10 protein-coding genes, 3 tRNA genes and 3 rRNA genes are annotated in these 20,600 nt (G+C 38.9%); 10 read left to right on the top strand and 6 right to left on the bottom strand.

Annotated elements, in window-relative coordinates; all coding sequences use genetic code 11:
• Window positions 1-92: 92 nt before the first annotated feature.
• From J0J35_RS08650 to J0J35_RS08625, 6 genes are all read right to left on the bottom strand, one after another.
• The gene (locus tag J0J35_RS08650; protein ID WP_014024078.1) at window positions 93-296 is read right to left on the bottom strand and encodes a DUF951 domain-containing protein; all 204 of its coding nucleotides are present in this window, start codon (window positions 294-296) and stop codon (window positions 93-95) included.
• Between the two features lies 1 nt (window position 297).
• A complete protein-coding gene (gene addA / locus J0J35_RS08645) occupies window positions 298-3,861 on the bottom strand; it encodes a helicase-exonuclease AddAB subunit AddA (protein WP_206916651.1) in 3,564 nt (1,187 codons plus the stop codon).
• Window positions 3,854-7,177: an ATP-dependent nuclease subunit B gene (gene rexB, locus J0J35_RS08640; RefSeq protein WP_206916649.1), complete on the bottom strand. Its 3,324-nt coding sequence runs from the start codon at window positions 7,175-7,177 to the stop codon at window positions 3,854-3,856. The genes addA and rexB overlap by 8 nt, the downstream gene beginning before the upstream one ends.
• Before the next feature lie 43 nt (window positions 7,178-7,220).
• Complete coding sequence (gene dnaN, locus J0J35_RS08635; RefSeq protein ID WP_019293615.1) at window positions 7,221-8,363, bottom strand: DNA polymerase III subunit beta; 1,143 nt, start codon at window positions 8,361-8,363, stop codon at window positions 7,221-7,223.
• A 163-nt stretch (window positions 8,364-8,526) separates the two neighbouring features.
• Entirely contained in the window at window positions 8,527-9,885 is a 1,359-nt protein-coding gene (dnaA, locus tag J0J35_RS08630; RefSeq protein WP_019335926.1) for a chromosomal replication initiator protein DnaA, read from the bottom strand.
• 255 nt (window positions 9,886-10,140) lie between these two features.
• The gene (locus J0J35_RS08625) at window positions 10,141-10,929 is read right to left on the bottom strand and encodes a ParB/RepB/Spo0J family partition protein (RefSeq protein ID WP_019293616.1); all 789 of its coding nucleotides are present in this window, start codon (window positions 10,927-10,929) and stop codon (window positions 10,141-10,143) included.
• 317 nt (window positions 10,930-11,246) lie between these two features.
• Here J0J35_RS08625 and J0J35_RS08620 point away from each other — a divergent pair.
• The 10 genes from J0J35_RS08620 to J0J35_RS08575 all read left to right on the top strand — a co-directional run bounded on the left by J0J35_RS08620 (window position 11,247) and on the right by J0J35_RS08575 (window position 20,588).
• Window positions 11,247-12,795, top strand: a 16S ribosomal RNA gene (locus tag J0J35_RS08620).
• 110 nt (window positions 12,796-12,905) lie between these two features.
• Window positions 12,906-12,978: transfer RNA gene (locus J0J35_RS08615), tRNA-Ala, on the top strand.
• A gap of 166 nt (window positions 12,979-13,144) precedes the next feature.
• Window positions 13,145-16,043: ribosomal RNA gene (locus J0J35_RS08610) — 23S ribosomal RNA — on the top strand.
• A gap of 84 nt (window positions 16,044-16,127) precedes the next feature.
• Window positions 16,128-16,243: ribosomal RNA gene (gene rrf, locus J0J35_RS08605) — 5S ribosomal RNA — on the top strand.
• The 16S, 23S and 5S rRNA genes sit together here with 3 tRNA genes alongside, the layout of an rRNA operon.
• 6 nt (window positions 16,244-16,249) lie before the next feature.
• A tRNA-Glu gene (locus J0J35_RS08600) sits at window positions 16,250-16,321 on the top strand.
• 38 nt (window positions 16,322-16,359) lie between these two features.
• A tRNA-Asn gene (locus J0J35_RS08595) sits at window positions 16,360-16,432 on the top strand.
• Window positions 16,433-16,503: 71 nt separating this feature from the next.
• A complete protein-coding gene (locus tag J0J35_RS08590) occupies window positions 16,504-17,448 on the top strand; it encodes a TIGR01212 family radical SAM protein (protein ID WP_206916647.1) in 945 nt (314 codons plus the stop codon).
• The gene (locus tag J0J35_RS08585; RefSeq protein ID WP_206916644.1) at window positions 17,441-17,980 is read left to right on the top strand and encodes a class I SAM-dependent methyltransferase; all 540 of its coding nucleotides are present in this window, start codon (window positions 17,441-17,443) and stop codon (window positions 17,978-17,980) included. Before J0J35_RS08590 ends, J0J35_RS08585 begins: the two co-directional genes overlap by 8 nt.
• A 281-nt stretch (window positions 17,981-18,261) precedes the next feature.
• Entirely contained in the window at window positions 18,262-19,158 is an 897-nt protein-coding gene (locus tag J0J35_RS08580; protein WP_206916642.1) for a GRP family sugar transporter, read from the top strand.
• Window positions 19,159-19,199: 41 nt separating this feature from the next.
• Window positions 19,200-20,588, top strand: coding sequence for an APC family permease (locus tag J0J35_RS08575; RefSeq protein WP_206916639.1), 1,389 nt, complete (start codon window positions 19,200-19,202; stop codon window positions 20,586-20,588).
• Window positions 20,589-20,600: the final 12 nt, after the last annotated feature.

Raw genomic sequence — 20,600 nt, 5'->3', positions numbered from 1 at the left:
TTTATAGTCATCCAATTATACCGTAAATCATGAAAAAAGACAAAAAAGCATATTCTATCAAGGTTTTTAAAAGTCCAAACAAAAATTTGTGACTACTTTGTCACAACTTTTTTTATTTTTTTATTGAAATCATTACGGTTCATCATAACGACATGATCACAATTCGTACATCGAATTTTGATATCTGCACCCATGCGAATTATTTCCCAACTGTTTGCTTTTTTTCCCGTTGATTTGATTGTACAAGCATGTGGTTTCTTCATTTCAACAATTGATCCTAATTGATAGTCTAACATTTTACAACCTTTCTACGACGACTTTTTGAGGTCCACCTAATAAAATCAAATACTTGTCAACTTGGTTGACATGATAGGCCTTTCTTAAAGCATCTGCATAGAGTTCCATCTGAACTTCATAATTTTTCTTGATTTCTGCAATCTGCGCTTGATTGCGAAAATAATCCGTCTTATAGTCAAATAAGATAATCTTATCTTCAAATTTTATAAAGCCATCACATATTCCTCGAACAATATATTGTTCTTGTGCAACTTCATCCGTTTTCAACATAGAAAAAGGTGCTTCCTTAGTTGTACGCTCCACGTTATCAACCAGGACTTTACCAAAATCTGTGTCAAATAAAGTCAGAATTTTGGATAAATCAATTTTGTTTTTCACTTCATCCAGAAGCTCCATCTGATCCAAGGTTTGTTGGAAGTCGAATAAGTTTGGTCGTGAAAAATCTGCATATTGCATAAAACTATGGGTAGCAGAACCTATTTCGGCAGCTGTAATTTTATGTTGACCAAAATCCAACATCTCCAACTGTTTTACACGTTCATACTCACTTGATGGTAAAACATTTCCCAACTCTAATTGCTTTTCATAACTTCTTTTTTTTACTTGACTGGGAGTTTGAATGCTTGAAAGCTTCGTTGCTGCTACCTTTGGATATTGATAATCTAATATAGCACGCGCTTGTTTTACATCGGATAAGCTATCCATTATTTTATCAAATTTTTTCGCGTCTTCTGCTAATTTTTTAAAGTCAGGATAAACTGTAAACTTTTTATCAACTCCTTGTAAATCAGCAGCCTTGATTACTTTAAAATTCATCGGTAACTTATGTGCTTTTTGAAGAGCTAACAACCAATGTTGGTAGCCATTCGCAGCTTGACGATATTTAAGAGGTAAAATGCCTTTTTCTAATTTCGTTTCCCCATATTTTTCCAGATCTTTTGGTTTGATTTTACCGACCATATAGAGTTTTTTCTTCGCTCTTGTAAAGGCGACATAAAGAACACGCATTTCTTCTGAAAGCATTGCATTTCGCTTCAAATCCTTATTGACGAGATACGGTAAGGTTTCCATTTTAACCAAAGCATAGGGAAAATCGGTCTCTACAGCTGACTCATTTTTTAAATCAGCAGTATATTTCATTCCTAAGCCATTTTCCCGAGTAAGTATCACCGAATCTCTTAGATCTTTCTGGTTGAACTTAGTTTGTAAATTCATGAGAAAGACAACATCAAACTCTAACCCTTTGGACTTATGAAAAGTCATTACTCTTACCGCATTTTGTGGCAACTTAATATTCACAGAAGCAAGGTCGTTGTTTTGTTCCATAAATTTATCAATCATCTTGATGAATCGGAAAAGACCTTTATAGCCCGAACTTTCATAGGATTCAGCCCTTACTGAAAGAGCATGAAGATTGGCTTGACGCATCTCACCATTTGGTAGCGCTCCAACATAGTCCAGATAAAAAGTTTCTGTGTAAATCTTCCATAGAAGTTCATGGATAGTGACTTCGTTTACAAGTTTACGCCACCCTGTAAACCTCTCCAAAAAGGTATCAATCTTTGTTTTAAGGGATTTGTCTATCAGCTCTCCATCACTAAGCTGCAACTTCTGCCAAAACCGGGTATCAGAACCAGCATTCAAACTAATCCTTGTAAGATCATCCTCTGTAAAGTTAAACATTGGTGAGCGTAAGGTCGCCACTAAAGGAATATCATAGAGCGGATTATCTATAGCACGCAAGACATCCAAAATTAAGGTTACTTCAAGAGATTTTAAAAAGTCAACGCGCCCCTCATCCAAAACGACTGGAATATCGTAAGCTTTTAAGATATCTTCAATTTTATTATTTTGAGATTTGGAACGCACCAAAAGAGCGATGTCTTTATATTCTAAGTTCTCATCAGAGGCTATCAGCTCCTTAATTTGTTGAGCAACAACTTTTATTTCTCCATCACTCATTTGTTCTGACTCATCTTCTAAAGTATCTTCTTCATAAAGAAGGAGCTCAGGGTAAAAGTTCTCTTCTAACTTCTCCGGATAGTCCATAAGATTCCCTTGGACCAATTCCTCTTCTTTACCGTATATCATTTCTCCCACTTCTTCGTCCATCAAATGTTTAAATACCTCATTTGTGAAGGAGAGGACTTCCCCGCGTGAACGAAAATTTTCTTTGAGACGAATCAGTTGATTAGGATTCGTTTCATCAGCATAGGCCATGTATTTCTTGAGAAAAAGACTAGGATCGGCCAAACGAAAACCATATATCGATTGCTTAATATCACCAACCATAAAAAGATTATCAGAGCCGTCACCATTTTTACTCAGCAACCGTAGCATCGCTTCTTGGACATGACTGGTATCTTGATACTCGTCAATCATTATTTCACTATATTTATTACGATAAGCCGTTGCGACATCTGGATTTTCTTCTAATATTTTAATCGCAAAATGGGCAATATCCGAATATTCAAATGCATTTTCCGAACGTTTTCGCTCCAGATAGACATTATAAAAATATAGAACAAATTTTTGAAGGGTTTCAGCCAAAACTTTTGCTTCAGGTTGATATTTTTCAATCGTTGACAAATGTTTTATTTTTTCTAAAAAATCTCTTACAAGACCTGGAGCAGTCTTGGTTCCTATCACAGACTTAAAACTTTCTGCTAAAATTTCATCTTTCTTTAATGACCAGCGCGAAAAGTCAAGAGATCTAAAAATTTCCGTAAATTGAAGATAATCTCTCCGAGCTAAACTAGAAAGAAGATGTTCTTGATTATCCACTACGATCTGTACTTTTTCTAAAGTTTTCCCCGTAAGATTTTTTTCCGTCAGAGATTTCTGTAAATCTAAAATAAAGGTTTCGAGTTGTAAGACTACATCTTGTGAAAATGATTCGGGTAAATCAGAGAATTTTTGATAAAAATCAAAGCCTTTAAGAAATTCATTTTTTAACCAATTTTCAGGACTTTCTGTTGCTGAAGCAAAGTTGTAAACAGTGTAAACCACGCTCTGGAAGCCTTTAATATTCCGATCTCTTGAAAAATTTTTTACCAGCTTTTCAAAGGTCTTTTTATCTATTTTTGCTATCTCTTTGATTTCTGATTGTTCTGAAAGATATTGCTCGACCAGATCATCAAAGACTTCTTGCTTCAAGAGATCACTCTCTGTCTGATCTGCTAGAATTCTAAAGTTTGGATCAATATCTACACGATTAAAATTTTCTCGTAACAATTTCTGTGTAAAGCTATCCATTGTACCAATGTCTGCATGAGGCAGTTTTTGTAATGCCAGTTTAATCCTTTGTTTTTCAATACTATCTTGAGATTTATAACTTGCTTTCTTTAGATCTTTTTCTAAACGCATGCGTAATTCTGCTGCCGCTTTTTTAGTAAAGGTTGAAATAAATAAGCTCTCAATATCAATGCCATTTTTTATTTTTTCAACAATCCGGTTCGCCATGACAAAAGTCTTTCCTGATCCAGCACTTGCTGAAACAAGTATATTATGTCCTTGGCTATGTATTGCTTCTTCCTGTTCGGGTGTCAATTTTACTTCAGTCATTTACTGGACCTCCTTTCAACTCTTCAAGAATCTCTTTGCGACTTTTTTGACCGACTTCACGGGCATAATCATTCATATGCCTGCTTGCTTCAAAGCGACAGATTGATTTTAAAGGACAATAGCGACATCCGTGTACGTTACCAGATTTATCAGTACCTTCTTTAGTCATGACTGGGTTAATCGCTATCTCTCCCTCACGCAGTCGTTCTCCCGCACGAGCATAATGACTTTCGTTGAGCTTGATAAGGCCTTCAAACTCCTCTTGACTATAGACATTATTTCGATTAATGTTAACAATGTCAATTTCCTGATTTACTTTATCCTTATACTCTTCCAGAATAAGACCTTCATAGCGCATTTTTTTCGCTAATAAGGCAGCTATTTCTCCTAAATAATCTACATCAGAAAGATTGATACTTTCGTTTTTTAACTGCAGGTAAAGAGCGCCCCAAAGCTTTTGATCAGCATTCATTTGCTTGAGGACATCTAAATAAGTAAGAAACTGTAAACTTGTTCCATCATAAGCTGACGCAAGATCAAATTTATGCTGACTAGATTTATAATCAATAGCACCAATACTATCATCAAAAAATTGATCTATTCTATCAATCCTTCCACGTAAATTAATCTTGTCTATAGAAAAATTACCCAGTTCACTTTGCGGTAAACCAAAAGCACTCTCGGTTGCTAAAGTCTTCATCTGATCATTTTCCAAGCCTTTTTTCAAAACAACTGCAGTTTGCTTGACGATTTCTCCAAGATTTGTCCATGTAAATTGTGCGGTTGCATCTTGTGTGAAATAGCGGGCATAGGAAGTGTCAACATCACGTAAAACACTTTCCAAGTGATCATCGAAATTTTCGCTGTTCAAGTTAGGATTATCTAGGAGTTTTTCAAAAACTTCATGAAAGAAATTACCAACGACTTTTGAATTCAAATCTATATTTTCAAAACTTTCTAATCCTAAGGTCTGTTCTAAAAAGTACTGGTACTCGCAATTATAAAAACGTTCAAAACTACTCACAGAAGCATGGATTTTATCCTTGTAAATTTCTTTTACAGTCTCAGGATCCAAGGATACAGGTGCTATATCTTGATCAAGATTATAAATCAAACGTTGAAAATCGGGATTTTCTTTAAGAAGAATACGGAATAAACTGGACCAAAAACTACGTTTATCCTCTCCCCCATCGATTTCCTCTTGAGCAAGTAGATGTTCAATTTTCCCAATATTTGTAATGAGAGAACGTGTATTCCCTATATGCGTTACGGTTTCCAGGAGATTAACTGAAGATACTTCACGTTTAACACTTTCTCCTGCTTTTGTATGTTCAATAAATAACTGCAATAATGCCGAGCTATCATCTTGAGCATTCGCATAAATTTGAGGTGTCGAAAGTACGAGCTTTTCTGTTGCTGCATTGACCAAAGAGACACTTGTAAAGGTATTCTTACTAGAGTTTGTCACATTTAATTGCTCAATAAAACGAAAATCATCATGAGATACATTTTGATTAATAATCGCACGTTCTTCATCCGAAAGTAAGCTAGAATTTTTCTTGATTTTGGGAAAGTTAGCCATTGTCAGACCAATAGCATAGATATACTTATTGGTTCTTGCTTCCACCAGTTCATAGTCTTTTACATTGACAACATCAACATTTGCAGGAATTTGGCGATATTTCGCACCTTTCAATCCAGCTAAGATTAATTCAAGAAATTCGAGCACTTTCATCTTTTGCTCAGCAAAAACGGCCTGAAATTCCTTCAAATTAGAAAGCAATAATTTCCAAACCTGTTCGTACTTATCTGCCAAGACATGATTTTCTTCAGCTTCAGCTTGATTATAAAGCAGATTCATATTCTCAAGAACATTGCCATTTTGGATAAAATGTTGAAATTGTTCAAGCCACTTGGCTCCCGTTTTTTCTGAACTACCTGTCAAAAACTTTTGAAGAGCTGAGGATTCACCAAGCATCTCTTCTCTTAAAGTTTCAACCTGCTCTAATTCTAAAAATTCACTTTCTTCAAAAGCAGTGGCAAATTTCTTTCTGCCTCGAATTTTATACTTGTTCACATAATATTCAAAGTAATCTAAGGCATCTTGGCTAAAGTTTACACCACTGTAAACTTTGCTTTTAAGGAGATTGACCACATCATTAGTACGATAATTGTTCTTTTTTATTGCATAAAGACTTTCTAAGAAAATAATCAAGGGATGCTGACTCATTGCTTCTTCCTGAGCATAGAAAAAAGGAATCTCATACAAATCAAAGATTTCTTGAACTGGTATTGCGTAAGCTTCCACATCACCAACCAATACCGTAAAGTCTTTAAATAAAGCGCCTTGAGCTATCTTTTGACGGATTTCTTTAGCAACGGCTTCGATTTCTGCCATCTGGTTTTCTGCTTCCCAGATTTCAAAATGTTCTTTATCTTTAGACTCCAGCTCAATATTTTCTCTTTCCTGAATAAAATTAGTTTCCAGTTCAATCAAACGTGTCAACTTATCATATACTTTATCTGGTTTTGTATTCGAAACAGAAGAGATTTGAGCAGAAAACTTATTGCGAAAACGTTGAATCATCTCTAGAGCATTCGTGTAAACCGACAAAGAAAAATCTGTCAACTTATAGTCTGATGAACGAGCATAGGTCCCAATGATGATTTCTGAACCTGCGGAATGAAGGGCAGAAATAAAACTTTCCTCTTCAGCAGTAAACCGCGTATAGCCATCAATAATGATTACCGCCTCATGTAACACCTGATTAAATTTGCCCTCATTTATACTTTGTATAAAATGTTGAAACTCTGAAAAATTAGCATAAGAAAGATTTAATTCATCTTCGAAACGTCCCAAAATTGCTGATAACTCCATATTTTTGGGACTTTCGGGCAAGTCTTCACAGGTTAAATTTGCAGTAACTAATTCTGCACGCAAATTCACCAACATTTCAAGAAAAGCTGGTGAACTTTGCAAACTATAATAGAGTGGCAATTCTTCTTTAGAAAAAGACTTCAAAACTTTACGAAAAAGCATACTCAATCCAGACTGACTGAGTTCGACTTTTTCATCTGTATTTTTTTCTTTACGATCAAAATAATAAGGAAGTTGCTTAAAACGTGTAACCAAGAGGTCAAAAACGGCTGTATCTGCACCTGATGAAATACGCTCTAAAATTCCCTTTTCTTTTTCAAAAGACATTGAAGATGGAACAATATAATAAACTTTTTTCTCTTCTTTCAATGCCTGTTGAGCACGCTCCAAAAGAAATTGAGTTAGATCTTGTGTAATTTCAGTATAAATGATTTCCATAAAAAAATAGACCTCACTTTCGTTAAGTCTATTCTAACATTTTTTAGTTTGTTCTGACAGGTGTAATAAGCTGTACGAAACTGTCTGTATCATTTTTAGGAAGAAGTGTAAAAGGACGAACGTTTGAAATGAAACGAATACGAACTTCCGGTTCTTTTATAACACGAAGCGCATCAATCAGATATTGTGGGTTAAAGCTAATTGCAATATCCTCACCAGTTTTTTCAATTGCTGTCAACTCTTCATGAACACTACCAACTTCAGGTGAATTGGCTGTTGTAATTACTGAATCTCCTGAAACAGTAAGTTTAACAGTACCATTTGCTGTTGCATTTGATAAGAGACGTGCACGTTCCATTGTACGACGTAAAGCAGCCACATCAAAGACGAGATTTAAGCTATAATCAGCTTCATTAGGTATTAAACGATTCGTATCAGGATAAGTCCCTTCAATTAGACGGCTGTAGTAACTGATACGCTCATTACGGAAGAGAATTTGATTATTCGCCAAGGAAATATCCAAATCTTCCTCATCATTAGTAAATACATTTTTGAAACTTTGGATAGACTTACTAGGAAGAACGACATCAAAATCAGAACCATCATTCTCAAGAGCAAGCAAGCGTTGACTCATACGATGTGAGTCAGTCGCAACAGCTTTGAGATTTTTCTTATCTGATAAGACCAAATGTACCCCAGTAAAAATAGGACGACTTTCTTGCGTACTTACAGCAAATACTGTTTCTGTAAAAATTTCTTTCAAAAAACCAACATTAATTTTAAGAGGATTTTCTTGTGAAATTTCTTGAATACGTGGATAAATCTCGGCATCCTGTCCTTTTAAAGTAATTTCTGACTTTCCAGAAGTGAGTAGTACTTGTTTTTGTTCTAATTCTTCAAATTCTAAAGTAAGTTCTGGCATTTGGCTAACTACACTTTCAAAGAATGAAGCTTCCAATAAGATACTACCAGTACCAGAGATATTCATTCCAGCATCTTTATCACTGGCAGGTAAAAAGTTCTCAATCGAAATTTGACCATTGGATCCTGTTAGTGTAATTCCTTCTGCACTGACTGTAATTTTTAATTTGGTTAAAGCAGGAATAGTAACTTTTGAACCAATCGCTTGTTTAGTAATTTTTAGTGCATTTTGAAAAGCTACTTTGTTAATTGAAAATTTTATCATGATAGTCCTTTTCTTTATTTGTTTATATAAATATATTAGTAATAGTAGTAGGTCTTGTGAGTATGGGGATAAGCGCGAAAACATGAACTTTTCTAAGTTTTCCACTGTGTATAAGTAGAGGATAACTCAAGGAAATCTTTTGAAGTTTTCCACAGGCCACTTTTTATTGAAACAGTCGCTTGATGGCGTCAATGTCTTTTTGAACATCGATGTCATTTTTCATTTTTTCTGTTATTTGCTTGTGCGCATACATGACAGTAGTATGATCGCGTCCACCAAACTCATTGCCAATAGCTGGAAGACTGAGTGCCAACAATTCACGAATTAAATACATTGCAATTTGTCTTGGAAATGCAATTTCTTTTGGTCGTTTAGGCCCAATAAGATCAGCTGTTGACACATGATAGTATTTTGCAACCTCATCTTGTATTTTTTTGACTGTCAAATTTGATAAAGGTTGCTGCGTATTACTTTTAAGAGAACGCAGAGCTTCACTGGCGGTATCAATATTGACTACCGTTTGGTTGTTTGTTTTCGCAACAAACTCTACACGATTAAGTGCACCTTCAAGTTCACGGACATTTGAGTCAATTTGGCCAGCGATATAACTAAGAGTTTCTTGAGGGAACTCTAAATTACTGCTCTCAGACTTTGTCTGGAGAATGGCCATACGTGTTTCATAGTCAGGTGCTGTGATGTCTGTCGTTAATCCCCATGAAAAACGAGTCACTAAACGCTCTTCAAGTTTATTGAGTTCTTGTGGTATACGGTCCGAAGTGAGAACGATTTGAGCACCACGATCATGAAGAGTATTAAAAGTATTGAAAAACTCGTTTTGGGTACCTTCTTTATCACTAAAGAACTGGACGTCATCAAGAAGAAGTATATCTAAGTTTCGATATGTTTCTTCAAATTTTGCCATCTGTCCTTTACGTGTTGCATTGACATAGTCATTGACAAAAGTTTCTGCAGAGACATATTTAACCTTAGAATGCGGATTATCTTTCAAGATTTCGTTGCCAATCGCATGCATCAAATGTGTCTTGCCAAGTCCAGAACCTCCATAAATGAAGAGAGGATTATAAACATCCCCTGGTTTATCGGCAACAGCAAAAGCAGCAGCTTTTGCCCATTTATTACCTTCACCTTGGATGTAATTATCAAAAATGTACTTTGGATTTAAGCGCGTGAAATCCGGAGTTGCTAGAGCAGGTGCTTCATCAAAGCCATCTTGTTCATTGATTTCTTGTTCAATTTTTTCTGAAACTTCTTCTTCTGAAAGTAAATTGAAACGAATTGGTCGATCAAAAATTTCAAACCCAGCTGTACTGATTAGTCCTTCCTGACTCCGCCAAAAATCTTTATGAAACTTCGCCCCCACGATAATGGTTGCTACATCATTTTCAATTTCTAACAGTTGGGCAGGCTCAATGAAGAAATCATAAGACTGCGGCTTGATATTTTTTTTCGCTAATTCTTTTACTCTCGTCCAAAATTCTTTTTTTTCTTTTTGGAGAGCCATATTTTTCCTCTAATATATTAAAATTAAGTAGAACCTATTATATCATGTTGATAACTATTTATCCACCGCTGTTGAAAAAAAAATACGATTTTTCCACAGAAGTGGATAACTATCCCCAAAAATGTGGATAATGTGGAAGGATAAAAAGTTTTCCACAGGAGGCAAAGGCTATAACAAGCGTTTCTAAACTTTTCCACAAAAAAGGAAAACAAAATTTTTGTGAATAAATCTTGGGATAAAAAATCCACAGTGAATTCACTGTGGATTTTTTGTGAGTTTATTCAAGAGTTCTTCGAGTTTTTCTAAACTGTCAAAATGCAACTCTAGTTTTCCATTTTGGTGCTTTTCATTATATGAAATTTTATTACTTACACCTAAACATCTTGCAATTTCTTTTTCCTTTTCTTCTATATAAATGCTTTTTTTATTATTCGTTTTTTTAGTGGCAACTTTTTGGTAAATGATATCTTCAAGTTGTCGCACATTAAGTTTTTCCTGAATGACTTTATGAGCTAAGGAAACTTGTTTTTCTTTATTTTCTTCAGCAAGAAGTGTCCGGGCGTGAGCTAAACTAATTTTTTTCTCTTCTAATAGATGAAGTATTTCTTGAGGAAGCTTTAAAATTCTCAAGAGATTTGAAATATAGGAACGAGATTTTCCGAGATGTTGAGCAACTTCATCATGAGTCAATGAGCTTTTTTCTAAAATTTTTTTGATGCTTTCAGCTTCGTCTAATGGACTCATGTCATCACGCTGCAAATTTTCTAAAATAGAGAGCACCATCATATCCTTATCAGAATAAGAACGAATAATCGCTGGTATCTTATCCAGCTTCGCCAGTTTTGATGCACGCAAACGCCGTTCTCCTGCTAGAAGTTCATAGCCAAAAAGATTACTCTTACGAACAATAATGGGTTGAAGAACACCATTAACTTCTATAGAATGTGATAACTCTTTTAACTTATCGTGATCAAAATGTTTGCGGGGTTGATAAGGATTTTTACTAATATCTTCTATATTTAGTAGATAAATTTTTTCTTCCATGAGCTAATAATACCACAAAATGACAAAAACGAGAATAAAACACAAAAAAAATAAGTGATGAAACGTGACAACGGCGGGGTTTTCCGAACGAGTGTAAAAAAAAGGGAGAAAAATCACAGTTTATTCTTGACAGAACAAAGTGAGTTTGATAGAATATAATAGTTGTCGCGAGAGAGCGTATCTCTTACGAGAGCGATAGACCTTTGAAAACTGAATAAAGTAGAATGACTATATGCGAGAAGTTAACTTCTTGTATACCAACTGTCAATTCAATAATGAAAGACAAAACAACAGCCAGTTCATTTGATGAACTAAATTTAAATGAGAGTTTGATCCTGGCTCAGGACGAACGCTGGCGGCGTGCCTAATACATGCAAGTCGAGCGATGATTAAAGATAGCTTGCTATTTTTATGAAGAGCGGCGAACGGGTGAGTAACGCGTGGGAAATCTGCCGAGTAGCGGGGGACAACGTTTGGAAACGAACGCTAATACCGCATAACAATGAGAATCGCATGATTCTTATTTGAAAGAAGCAATTGCTTCACTACTTGATGATCCCGCGTTGTATTAGCTAGTTGGTAGTGTAAAGGACTACCAAGGCGATGATACATAGCCGACCTGAGAGGGTGATCGGCCACACTGGGACTGAGACACGGCCCAGACTCCTACGGGAGGCAGCAGTAGGGAATCTTCGGCAATGGGGGCAACCCTGACCGAGCAACGCCGCGTGAGTGAAGAAGGTTTTCGGATCGTAAAACTCTGTTGTTAGAGAAGAACGTTAAGTAGAGTGGAAAATTACTTAAGTGACGGTATCTAACCAGAAAGGGACGGCTAACTACGTGCCAGCAGCCGCGGTAATACGTAGGTCCCAAGCGTTGTCCGGATTTATTGGGCGTAAAGCGAGCGCAGGTGGTTTCTTAAGTCTGATGTAAAAGGCAGTGGCTCAACCATTGTGTGCATTGGAAACTGGGAGACTTGAGTGCAGGAGAGGAGAGTGGAATTCCATGTGTAGCGGTGAAATGCGTAGATATATGGAGGAACACCGGAGGCGAAAGCGGCTCTCTGGCCTGTAACTGACACTGAGGCTCGAAAGCGTGGGGAGCAAACAGGATTAGATACCCTGGTAGTCCACGCCGTAAACGATGAGTGCTAGCTGTAGGGAGCTATAAGTTCTCTGTAGCGCAGCTAACGCATTAAGCACTCCGCCTGGGGAGTACGACCGCAAGGTTGAAACTCAAAGGAATTGACGGGGGCCCGCACAAGCGGTGGAGCATGTGGTTTAATTCGAAGCAACGCGAAGAACCTTACCAGGTCTTGACATACTCGTGCTATCCTTAGAGATAAGGAGTTCCTTCGGGACACGGGATACAGGTGGTGCATGGTTGTCGTCAGCTCGTGTCGTGAGATGTTGGGTTAAGTCCCGCAACGAGCGCAACCCTTATTACTAGTTGCCATCATTAAGTTGGGCACTCTAGTGAGACTGCCGGTGATAAACCGGAGGAAGGTGGGGATGACGTCAAATCATCATGCCCCTTATGACCTGGGCTACACACGTGCTACAATGGATGGTACAACGAGTCGCCAACCCGCGAGGGTGCGCTAATCTCTTAAAACCATTCTCAGTTCGGATTGCAGGCTGCAACTCGCCTGCATGAAGTCGGAATCGCTAGTAATCGCGGATCAGCACGCCGCGGTGAATACGTTCCCGGGCCTTGTACACACCGCCCGTCACACCACGGAAGTTGGGAGTACCCAAAGTAGGTTGCCTAACCGCAAGGAGGGCGCTTCCTAAGGTAAGACCGATGACTGGGGTGAAGTCGTAACAAGGTAGCCGTATCGGAAGGTGCGGCTGGATCACCTCCTTTCTAAGGAATATAAAAAAAGATGTTGTTCTACTTTATTCAGTTTTGAGGGGTCTATAAAGACCAAACAAGCAGTCTTTTGATGCAAGATAGAGAAGATTGCGTTGAGAGAAGGGGCCTTAGCTCAGCTGGGAGAGCGCCTGCTTTGCACGCAGGAGGTCAGCGGTTCGATCCCGCTAGGCTCCATAAGATACGGAAGTATCTTGTCAACGAAGACGTTAAAATAGGAATTGATCATTGAAAACTAAATAACAATATCTTATAACGATAAATAAACCGAGAAATGGTAAAACATTTCTGTAAAGCTGCGAATTATTTTAAATAGTTCGAAAAAACTTATACTTGTTTTAATGGCAAAGTTAATAAGGGCGCACGGTGGATGCCTTGGCATTAAGAGCCGAAGAAGGACGTGACTAACGACGATATTCTAGGGGGAGCAGTAAGTACGCATTGATCCCTAGGTCTCCGAATGGGGAAACCCACTATGTTATGCATAGTATCCGTAAGTGAATACATAGCTTACGAGAAGGTAACGCAGAGAACTGAAACATCTAAGTACCTGCAGGAAGAGAAAGTAAAAACGATTTCCTAAGTAGCGGCGAGCGAACGGGAAACAGGCCAAACCAAGAAGCTTGCTTCTTGGGGTTGTAGGACTGCAACGTGGACTTAAAGTCTATAGAAGAATTACCTGGGAAGGTAAGCCAAAGAGAGTAATAGCCTCGTATTTGAAATAGACTTTATACCTAGCAGTATCCTGAGTAGGGCTGGACACGCGAAATCCAGTTTGAATCCGGGAGGACCATCTCCCAAGCCTAAATACTCCTTAATGACCGATAGTGAACCAGTACCGTGAGGGAAAGGTGAAAAGAACCCCGGGAGGGGAGTGAAATAGCACCTGAAACCGTGTGCCTACAAGAAGTTCGAGCCCGTCAATGGGTGAGAGCGTGCCTTTTGTAGAATGAACCGGCGAGTTACGTTATGATGCGAGGTTAAGCTGAAGAGGCGGAGCCGTAGCGAAAGCGAGTCTGAATAGGGCGCTTTAGTATCATGATGTAGACCCGAAACCTAGTGACCTATCCATGAGCAGGTTGAAGGTGCGGTAAGACGCACTGGAGGACCGAACCAGGACACGTTGAAAAGTGTTTGGATGACTTGTGGATAGCGGAGAAATTCCAAACGAACTGGGAGATAGCTGGTTCTCTCCGAAATAGCTTTAGGGCTAGCGTCGCAATTTAAGTGTATTGGAGGTAGAGCACTGTTTGGATGAGGGGCCCATCTCGGGTTACCAATTTCAGATAAACTCCGAATGCTAATACACATGTGCGGCAGTCAGACTGCGAGTGCTAAGATCCGTAGTCGAAAGGGAAACAGCCCAGACCACCAGCTAAGGTCCCAAAATATATGTTAAGTGGAAAAGGATGTGGGGTTGCACAGACAACTAGGATGTTAGCTCAGAAGCAGCTATCATTCAAAGAGTGCGTAATAGCTCACTAGTCGAGTGACCCTGCGCCGAAAATGTACCGGGGCTAAACATATTACCGAAGCTGTGGATTTAATATTAATTAAATGGTAGGAGAGCGTTGTAATCAGCGATGAAGGTATACCGTGAGGGGTGCTGGAGCGATTACAAGTGAGAATGCCGGTATGAGTAGCGCAAGATAAGTGAGAATCTTATCCACCGTAAGACTAAGGTTTCCAGGGGAAGGCTCGTCCGCCCTGGGTTAGTCGGGACCTAAGGCGAGGCCGAAAGGCGTAGTCGATGGACAACAGGTTGATATTCCTGTACTAGTATTGTTAGTGATGGAGGGACGCAGTAGGCTAAAGGGAGCCAGTTAATGGATTCTGGTCTAAGCAGTGAGGTGTGGAATGTGTCAAATGCATTTTCCTTTAACATTGAGCTGTGATGGGGAAGCAACTACGGTTGCGAAGCCCTTGATGTCACACTGCCAAGAAAATCTTCTAGCGTTAATTCAATACTACCCGTACCGCAAACCGACACAGGTAGTCGAGGCGAGTAGCCTCAGGTGATCGAGAGAACTCTCGTTAAGGAACTCGGCAAAATGACCCCGTAACTTCGGGAGAAGGGGTGCTGTAGAAATACAGCCGCAGTGAAAAGATCCAAGCAACTGTTTATCAAAAACACAGCTCTCTGCTAAACCGCAAGGTGATGTATAGGGGGTGACGCCTGCCCGGTGCTGGAAGGTTAAGAGGAGGGGTTAGCTTAGGCGAAGCTCTGAATTGAAGCCCCAGTAAACGGCGGCCGTAACTATAACGGTCCTAAGGTAGCGAAATTCCTTGTCGGGTAAGTTCCGACCCGCACGAAAGGCGTAATGATTTGGATACTGTCTCAACGAGAGACTCGGTGAAATTTTAGTACCTGTGAAGATGCAGGTTACCCGCGACAGGACGGAAAGACCCCATGGAGCTTTACTGCAGATTGATATTGAGTACCTGTGAAGCATGTACAGGATAGGTAGGAGACTTTGACCTTGGGACGCTAGTTTCAAGTGAGTCGCTGTTGGGATACTACCCTTGCTTCATGGTTGCTCTAACCCACACGCATAATCGGCGTGGGAGACAGTGTCTGTCGGGCAGTTTGACTGGGGCGGTCGCCTCCTAAAGAGTAACGGAGGCGCCCAAAGGTTCCCTCAACATGGTTGGAAATCATGTGTAGAGTGTAAAGGTATAAGGGAGCTTGACTGCGAGAGCTACAACTCGAGCAGGTAGGAAACTAGGGCTTAGTGATCCGGTGGTACCGCATGGAAGGGCCATCGCTCAACGGATAAAAGCTACCCTGGGGATAACAGGCTTATCTCCCCCAAGAGTTCACATCGACGGGGAGGTTTGGCACCTCGATGTCGGCTCGTCGCATCCTGGGGCTGTAGTCGGTCCCAAGGGTTGGGCTGTTCGCCCATTAAAGCGGCACGCGAGCTGGGTTCAGAACGTCGTGAGACAGTTCGGTCCCTATCCGTCGCGGGCGTAGGAAATTTGAGAGGATCTGCCCTTAGTACGAGAGGACCGGGGTGGACTTACCGCTGGTGTACCAGTTGTTCCGCCAGGAGCACCGCTGGGTAGCTATGTAGGGAAGGGATAAGCGCTGAAAGCATCTAAGTGCGAAGCCCACCTCAAGATGAGATTTCCCATTCTTTATGAATTAAGAGCCCTGAGAGATGATCAGGTTGATAGGCTGGAAGTGGAAGTCCTGCGAGGGATGGAGCGGACCAGTACTAATAGCTCGAGGACTTTACCAAGTAATAGAACATATGAGTTCAGCTTTACTTATTTATCAAGAGATTGTTATTTAGTTTTGAGTGTTCAATACATTCAGACCATGATTTGGTATTCATTGCATAGGAGATACACCTGTTCCCATGTCGAACACAGAAGTTAAGTCCTATTACGCCGGAAGTAGTTGGGGGTTGCCCCCTGCGAGATAGGGTAAATGCCAAGTTTATATGGTCCGTTGGTCAAGGGGTTAAGACACCGCCTTTTCACGGCGGTAACACGGGTTCGAATCCCGTACGGACTATATTCTCAAATCCCGATTTATGATCGGGTTTTGTTTTATGCGGATTAGCTCAGTTGGTAGAGCGCACGACTGTTAATCGTGTTGTCGTCGGTTCGAGCCCGACATCCGCAGTCAAGTAAATCAGCCTGTGGCTGTTTTTTTTGTTGTGTTATAATAGTAGATACTGAAGGAAGTAAAATATTATGCAAAAACGCTATACCACATGGAACGAATATTTAAGAGGGACTTTTGGAGAAAAAATTTTTAAGGTTCCCATTGATGCTGGTTTTGATTGTCCCAATCGGGATGGGACTGTTGCACATGGCGGCTGTACATTTTGTACCGTATCTGGTTCTGGTGATTTGATATTAGAGCCTGATGCACCAATTGCAGAGCAATTTCGTGTGGAAGTTGAGGCTTTTCATAAAAAATGGCCTGGTGTAAAAAAATATATCGCCTACTTTCAAAACTTTACCAATACTCACGCTCCAGTTGAGGTTTTACGTGAACGTTTCGAAGAGGCTGTGAACCAGCCGGATGTTGTGGGTATATCTATCGGAACACGACCTGATTGTCTTCCACCAGATGTGGTTGATTATCTGGCGGAACTTAATACGCGTATGGAAGTTTGGATTGACTTAGGTCTTCAAACAACATTTGAAAAGACAAGTGATTTAATTAACAGAGCACATGATTACCAAACTTATATGGATGCCGTAGCTCGTTTACGTGAGCATAATATTAATGTTTGTGTCCATTTGATCAATGGATTACCTGGTGAAAGCCATGAAATGATGTTAGAAAATATACGCCGCATGATTTTAGATTCGGATATTCAGGGTGTCAAACTTCATTTACTGCATTTAATGAAAAATACGCGAATGCAACGTGATTACCATGATGGACGTTTACAACTCTTGTCTCAAGAAGAATATGTAAAGATTATCTGTGATCAGCTAGAGATGATACCTAAAGAAATTGTTATTCATCGGCTCACCGGGGATGCACCCCGCGAGGCTTTGATTGGTCCAATGTGGTCTTTAAATAAGTGGGAAGTCTTGAATGCGATTGATCGTGAAATGGAGAGACGTGGCTCTGTTCAAGGCTGTAAAAATATTAGAAAAGTGGAGTCAATTACCTATGCTTAGACCAATTGAGATGGCACATAAGATGTTATCTAAAACAATTAAGTCTGGTGATGTGGTCGTTGATGCGACCATGGGGAATGGTTGGGATACAGCTTTTCTTGCAGGTTTGACGGATAAGGTATATGCCTTTGATGTGCAAAAGGAAGCCTTAGTTTCAACCCAAGCTTTATTGCAAGAAAAAAAACTAGAAGCCAAGTTAATCTTAGATGGCCATGAGAGTATTGATAAATATGTCAAGGATTCTGTAAAAGCTGCTATTTTTAACTTAGGTTATTTGCCTCGGGCAGATAAATCGGTTATTACACAGCCCAGTACGACTTTAAGAGCTTTAGACATCTTAAAAGAAAAACTTCTACCTCATGGGCAGATTATGCTTGTTGTTTATTACGGACACGAAGGAGGTCAAAGTGAAAAAGATGCTGTTCTTGCTTGGGCAAGTGAGCTTCCCCAAGCACAATGGCATGTGATGAAATATGAGCCTCTGAACCAGATCCATACACCACCTTTTTTGATTTGTATTGAAAAGCGATAAAACACGTATTTGCGTGTTTTATTTTTTTTCGATTCTTTATTTTGTTAGAATGAAAGTGTGATAAAAATGAGTCAAAAATAAACTTTTAAAAGAATGGAAGAGTAGTTAGAACTTTCCATCAATACTTTAAGGATTAAAAGACCAGCTATTAATACTCATTTAAAATAGTAGGTTAAAAAGTGAATCAAATTAAAAAATAGATAAGAAGAATGCATTGATATTTGTGTATAATAATGTTAAAATAAGAAGATTTTTAGTTAATGTTTATTTTGGAGGCTGAAATGGAAGGAATTTTACTCGCTCTCGTCCCAATGTTCGCATGGGGATCCATTGGTTTTGTATCAAATAAAATCGGTGGAACAGCAAAACAACAAACTTTGGGGATGACTTTTGGAGCCTTTGTCTTTGCTCTGATAGTATTTCTTATCCATCAACCTCAATTAAGTTTTCCTATTTTTCTTATTGGTTTAATTGGTGGCTTTATTTGGGCAATTGGTCAAAGTGGACAGTTTCACTCTATGAAATATCTCGGTGTATCCGTAGCTGGTCCTTTATCTGCGGGGTCCCAACTCGTTTTGGCAGCACTAATCGGTGTCTTTATTTTCCATGAGTGGACCCAAAATATTCAATATACATTAGGGTTTATTGCCATTTTAGCTTTAATCGTTGGTTTCTATTTTTCTGCAAAAAGAGATCCTGAAAATACCATTGCGGTAGAAAAACATCACTATGTTAGAGGTTTGATTTGTTTAGCTTACTCGACTTTAGCTTATGTATCTTATGTGATTTTGTTTAATAATTTATCCGCTCTGTGGTTCAATATTCATTTTGATACATTAACAATTATTTTTCCAATGTCAATCGGAATGGTTGTAGGTGCTTTTGTTCTTTCTGGTGGTGATATAAAAATGGAAGCAGTTGTTTTTAAAAATATTTCTGTCGGACTAATGTGGGGCGTGGGTAATGTTTTTATGTTACTCGCAGCTTCACTGGCAGGGAATGCTATTGCTTTTTCCTTCTCTCAATTAGGAGTAATCATTTCAACAATTGGAGGTATTCTCTTTTTAGGCGAGAAAAAAACAAAAAAGGAGTTAGCTTACATTAGTATAGGTACAGTATTGTTTATTATTGGAGCAATCTTACTTGCTATTGTCAAAGCAAAAGGTATCAATAATTGATGTGCTGAAGAAATGTAAAAATATGATGATAGAGGAGTGATATGAACATTTTTCGTAAAAGAGTAGTTCAAGAAAAAAGTGAAATGAAACGTACTCTTAATTCGATGGACTTAACTTTATTAGGTCTAGGATCAATGGTGGGAGCAGGTATTTTTACTTTTACTGGTGTTGGTGTAGCCCTGATTGCTGGGCCCTCGCTTATTATATCCATTATTATTGCAGGGATTGCTGTAGGGTTGTCAGCTCTAATCTTTGCTGAGTTTGCTTCACGTGTACCAAGCCGAGGTGGGCCTTATGGCTACATTTATGCTGTTTTTGGAGAATTTCCTGCTTGGATCGTAGGCTGGCTTTTGGCAATTGAATTTTTTACAACAATTGCAATCGTTGCAAAGTCATGGAGTGGTTATTTCAAAGGCTTGCTGCATTTGCAACTTCCTTCCAGATTTGAAGGCTCATTTGGCCATACTTCAGGTTTTTCTATTGATTTAATTCCAATGTTGGTAGTGGCTGCCATAACGGTGATGATTTTCTTAAACACCCGAACAGTGTCACATTTGAATAATACTCTCGTTGTTTTAAAATTTTCAGCATTAATTGTTTTTGCTATTGTTGGTCTTTTTTATCTGGAACCTGCAAATTGGTCTAACTTTGCACCTTTTGGCTTGGGTTCCTTAATCGGTGGTCAATCGGGTATCTTACCAGGTGCTTCGATGCTCTTTATTGCCTTTATTGGTTACGAAACAGTGTCGACAGCGGTAGATGAGGCTGAAAATCCCCGTCGAAATATTCCTTATGGCGTAATTAGTTCACTTTTTGTTGCTGTAGTCTTTTATATTATTGTGACATTGGTGCTTACAGGAACAGTGCCTTATTATAAGCTAAATGTCACAAACTCTATTGCATTTGCTCTTGCTTATCTTGGAGTTGAGTGGGCAGCGACTTATATTTCTATTATAGCGGTGATTACTTTGCTCAGTGTTGCTCTCACCATGTCCTATGCCTTATCACGCTTACTTTACTCTATGAGTCGTGATGGGCTTTTACCTCCAAAGCTCAGTAAAATTTCAGCTAAGCACCAAACACCAATTAATGCTACACTCGTTATTGGAGGTACTTCAATGTTGATAGCTGGCTTTGTTCCTATGTCTTATCTCAGTCAGTTTTTGAGCTTATCTACATTGTTATATCTGATTGTATTAGCTCTTGGTTTGTTAAAGCTTCGTAAGGCACAAGGGTTGCCACAACCTCATGAGTTTAAAACTCCACTAGTACCTTTGATTCCTATCTTATCAATTATTGTCAATGGCTTTTTAATCGTCCACTATCATACCCAAATATGGCTTTTTCTTCTAATTTTACTTATGTTTGCAGCTGGTTTCTACTTTGTTTACAGTTATCGTCATTCTAAACTAGAAAATTCTATAAAATAAAAAACTTTCTTG

It is taken from the genome of Lactococcus sp. LG606, from assembly GCF_017309645.1.
Taxonomy (GTDB): domain Bacteria; phylum Bacillota; class Bacilli; order Lactobacillales; family Streptococcaceae; genus Lactococcus; species Lactococcus petauri.
Note: the sequence above shows the minus strand (reverse complement) of the source record. Positions and strands in the feature narration are given on the sequence as shown.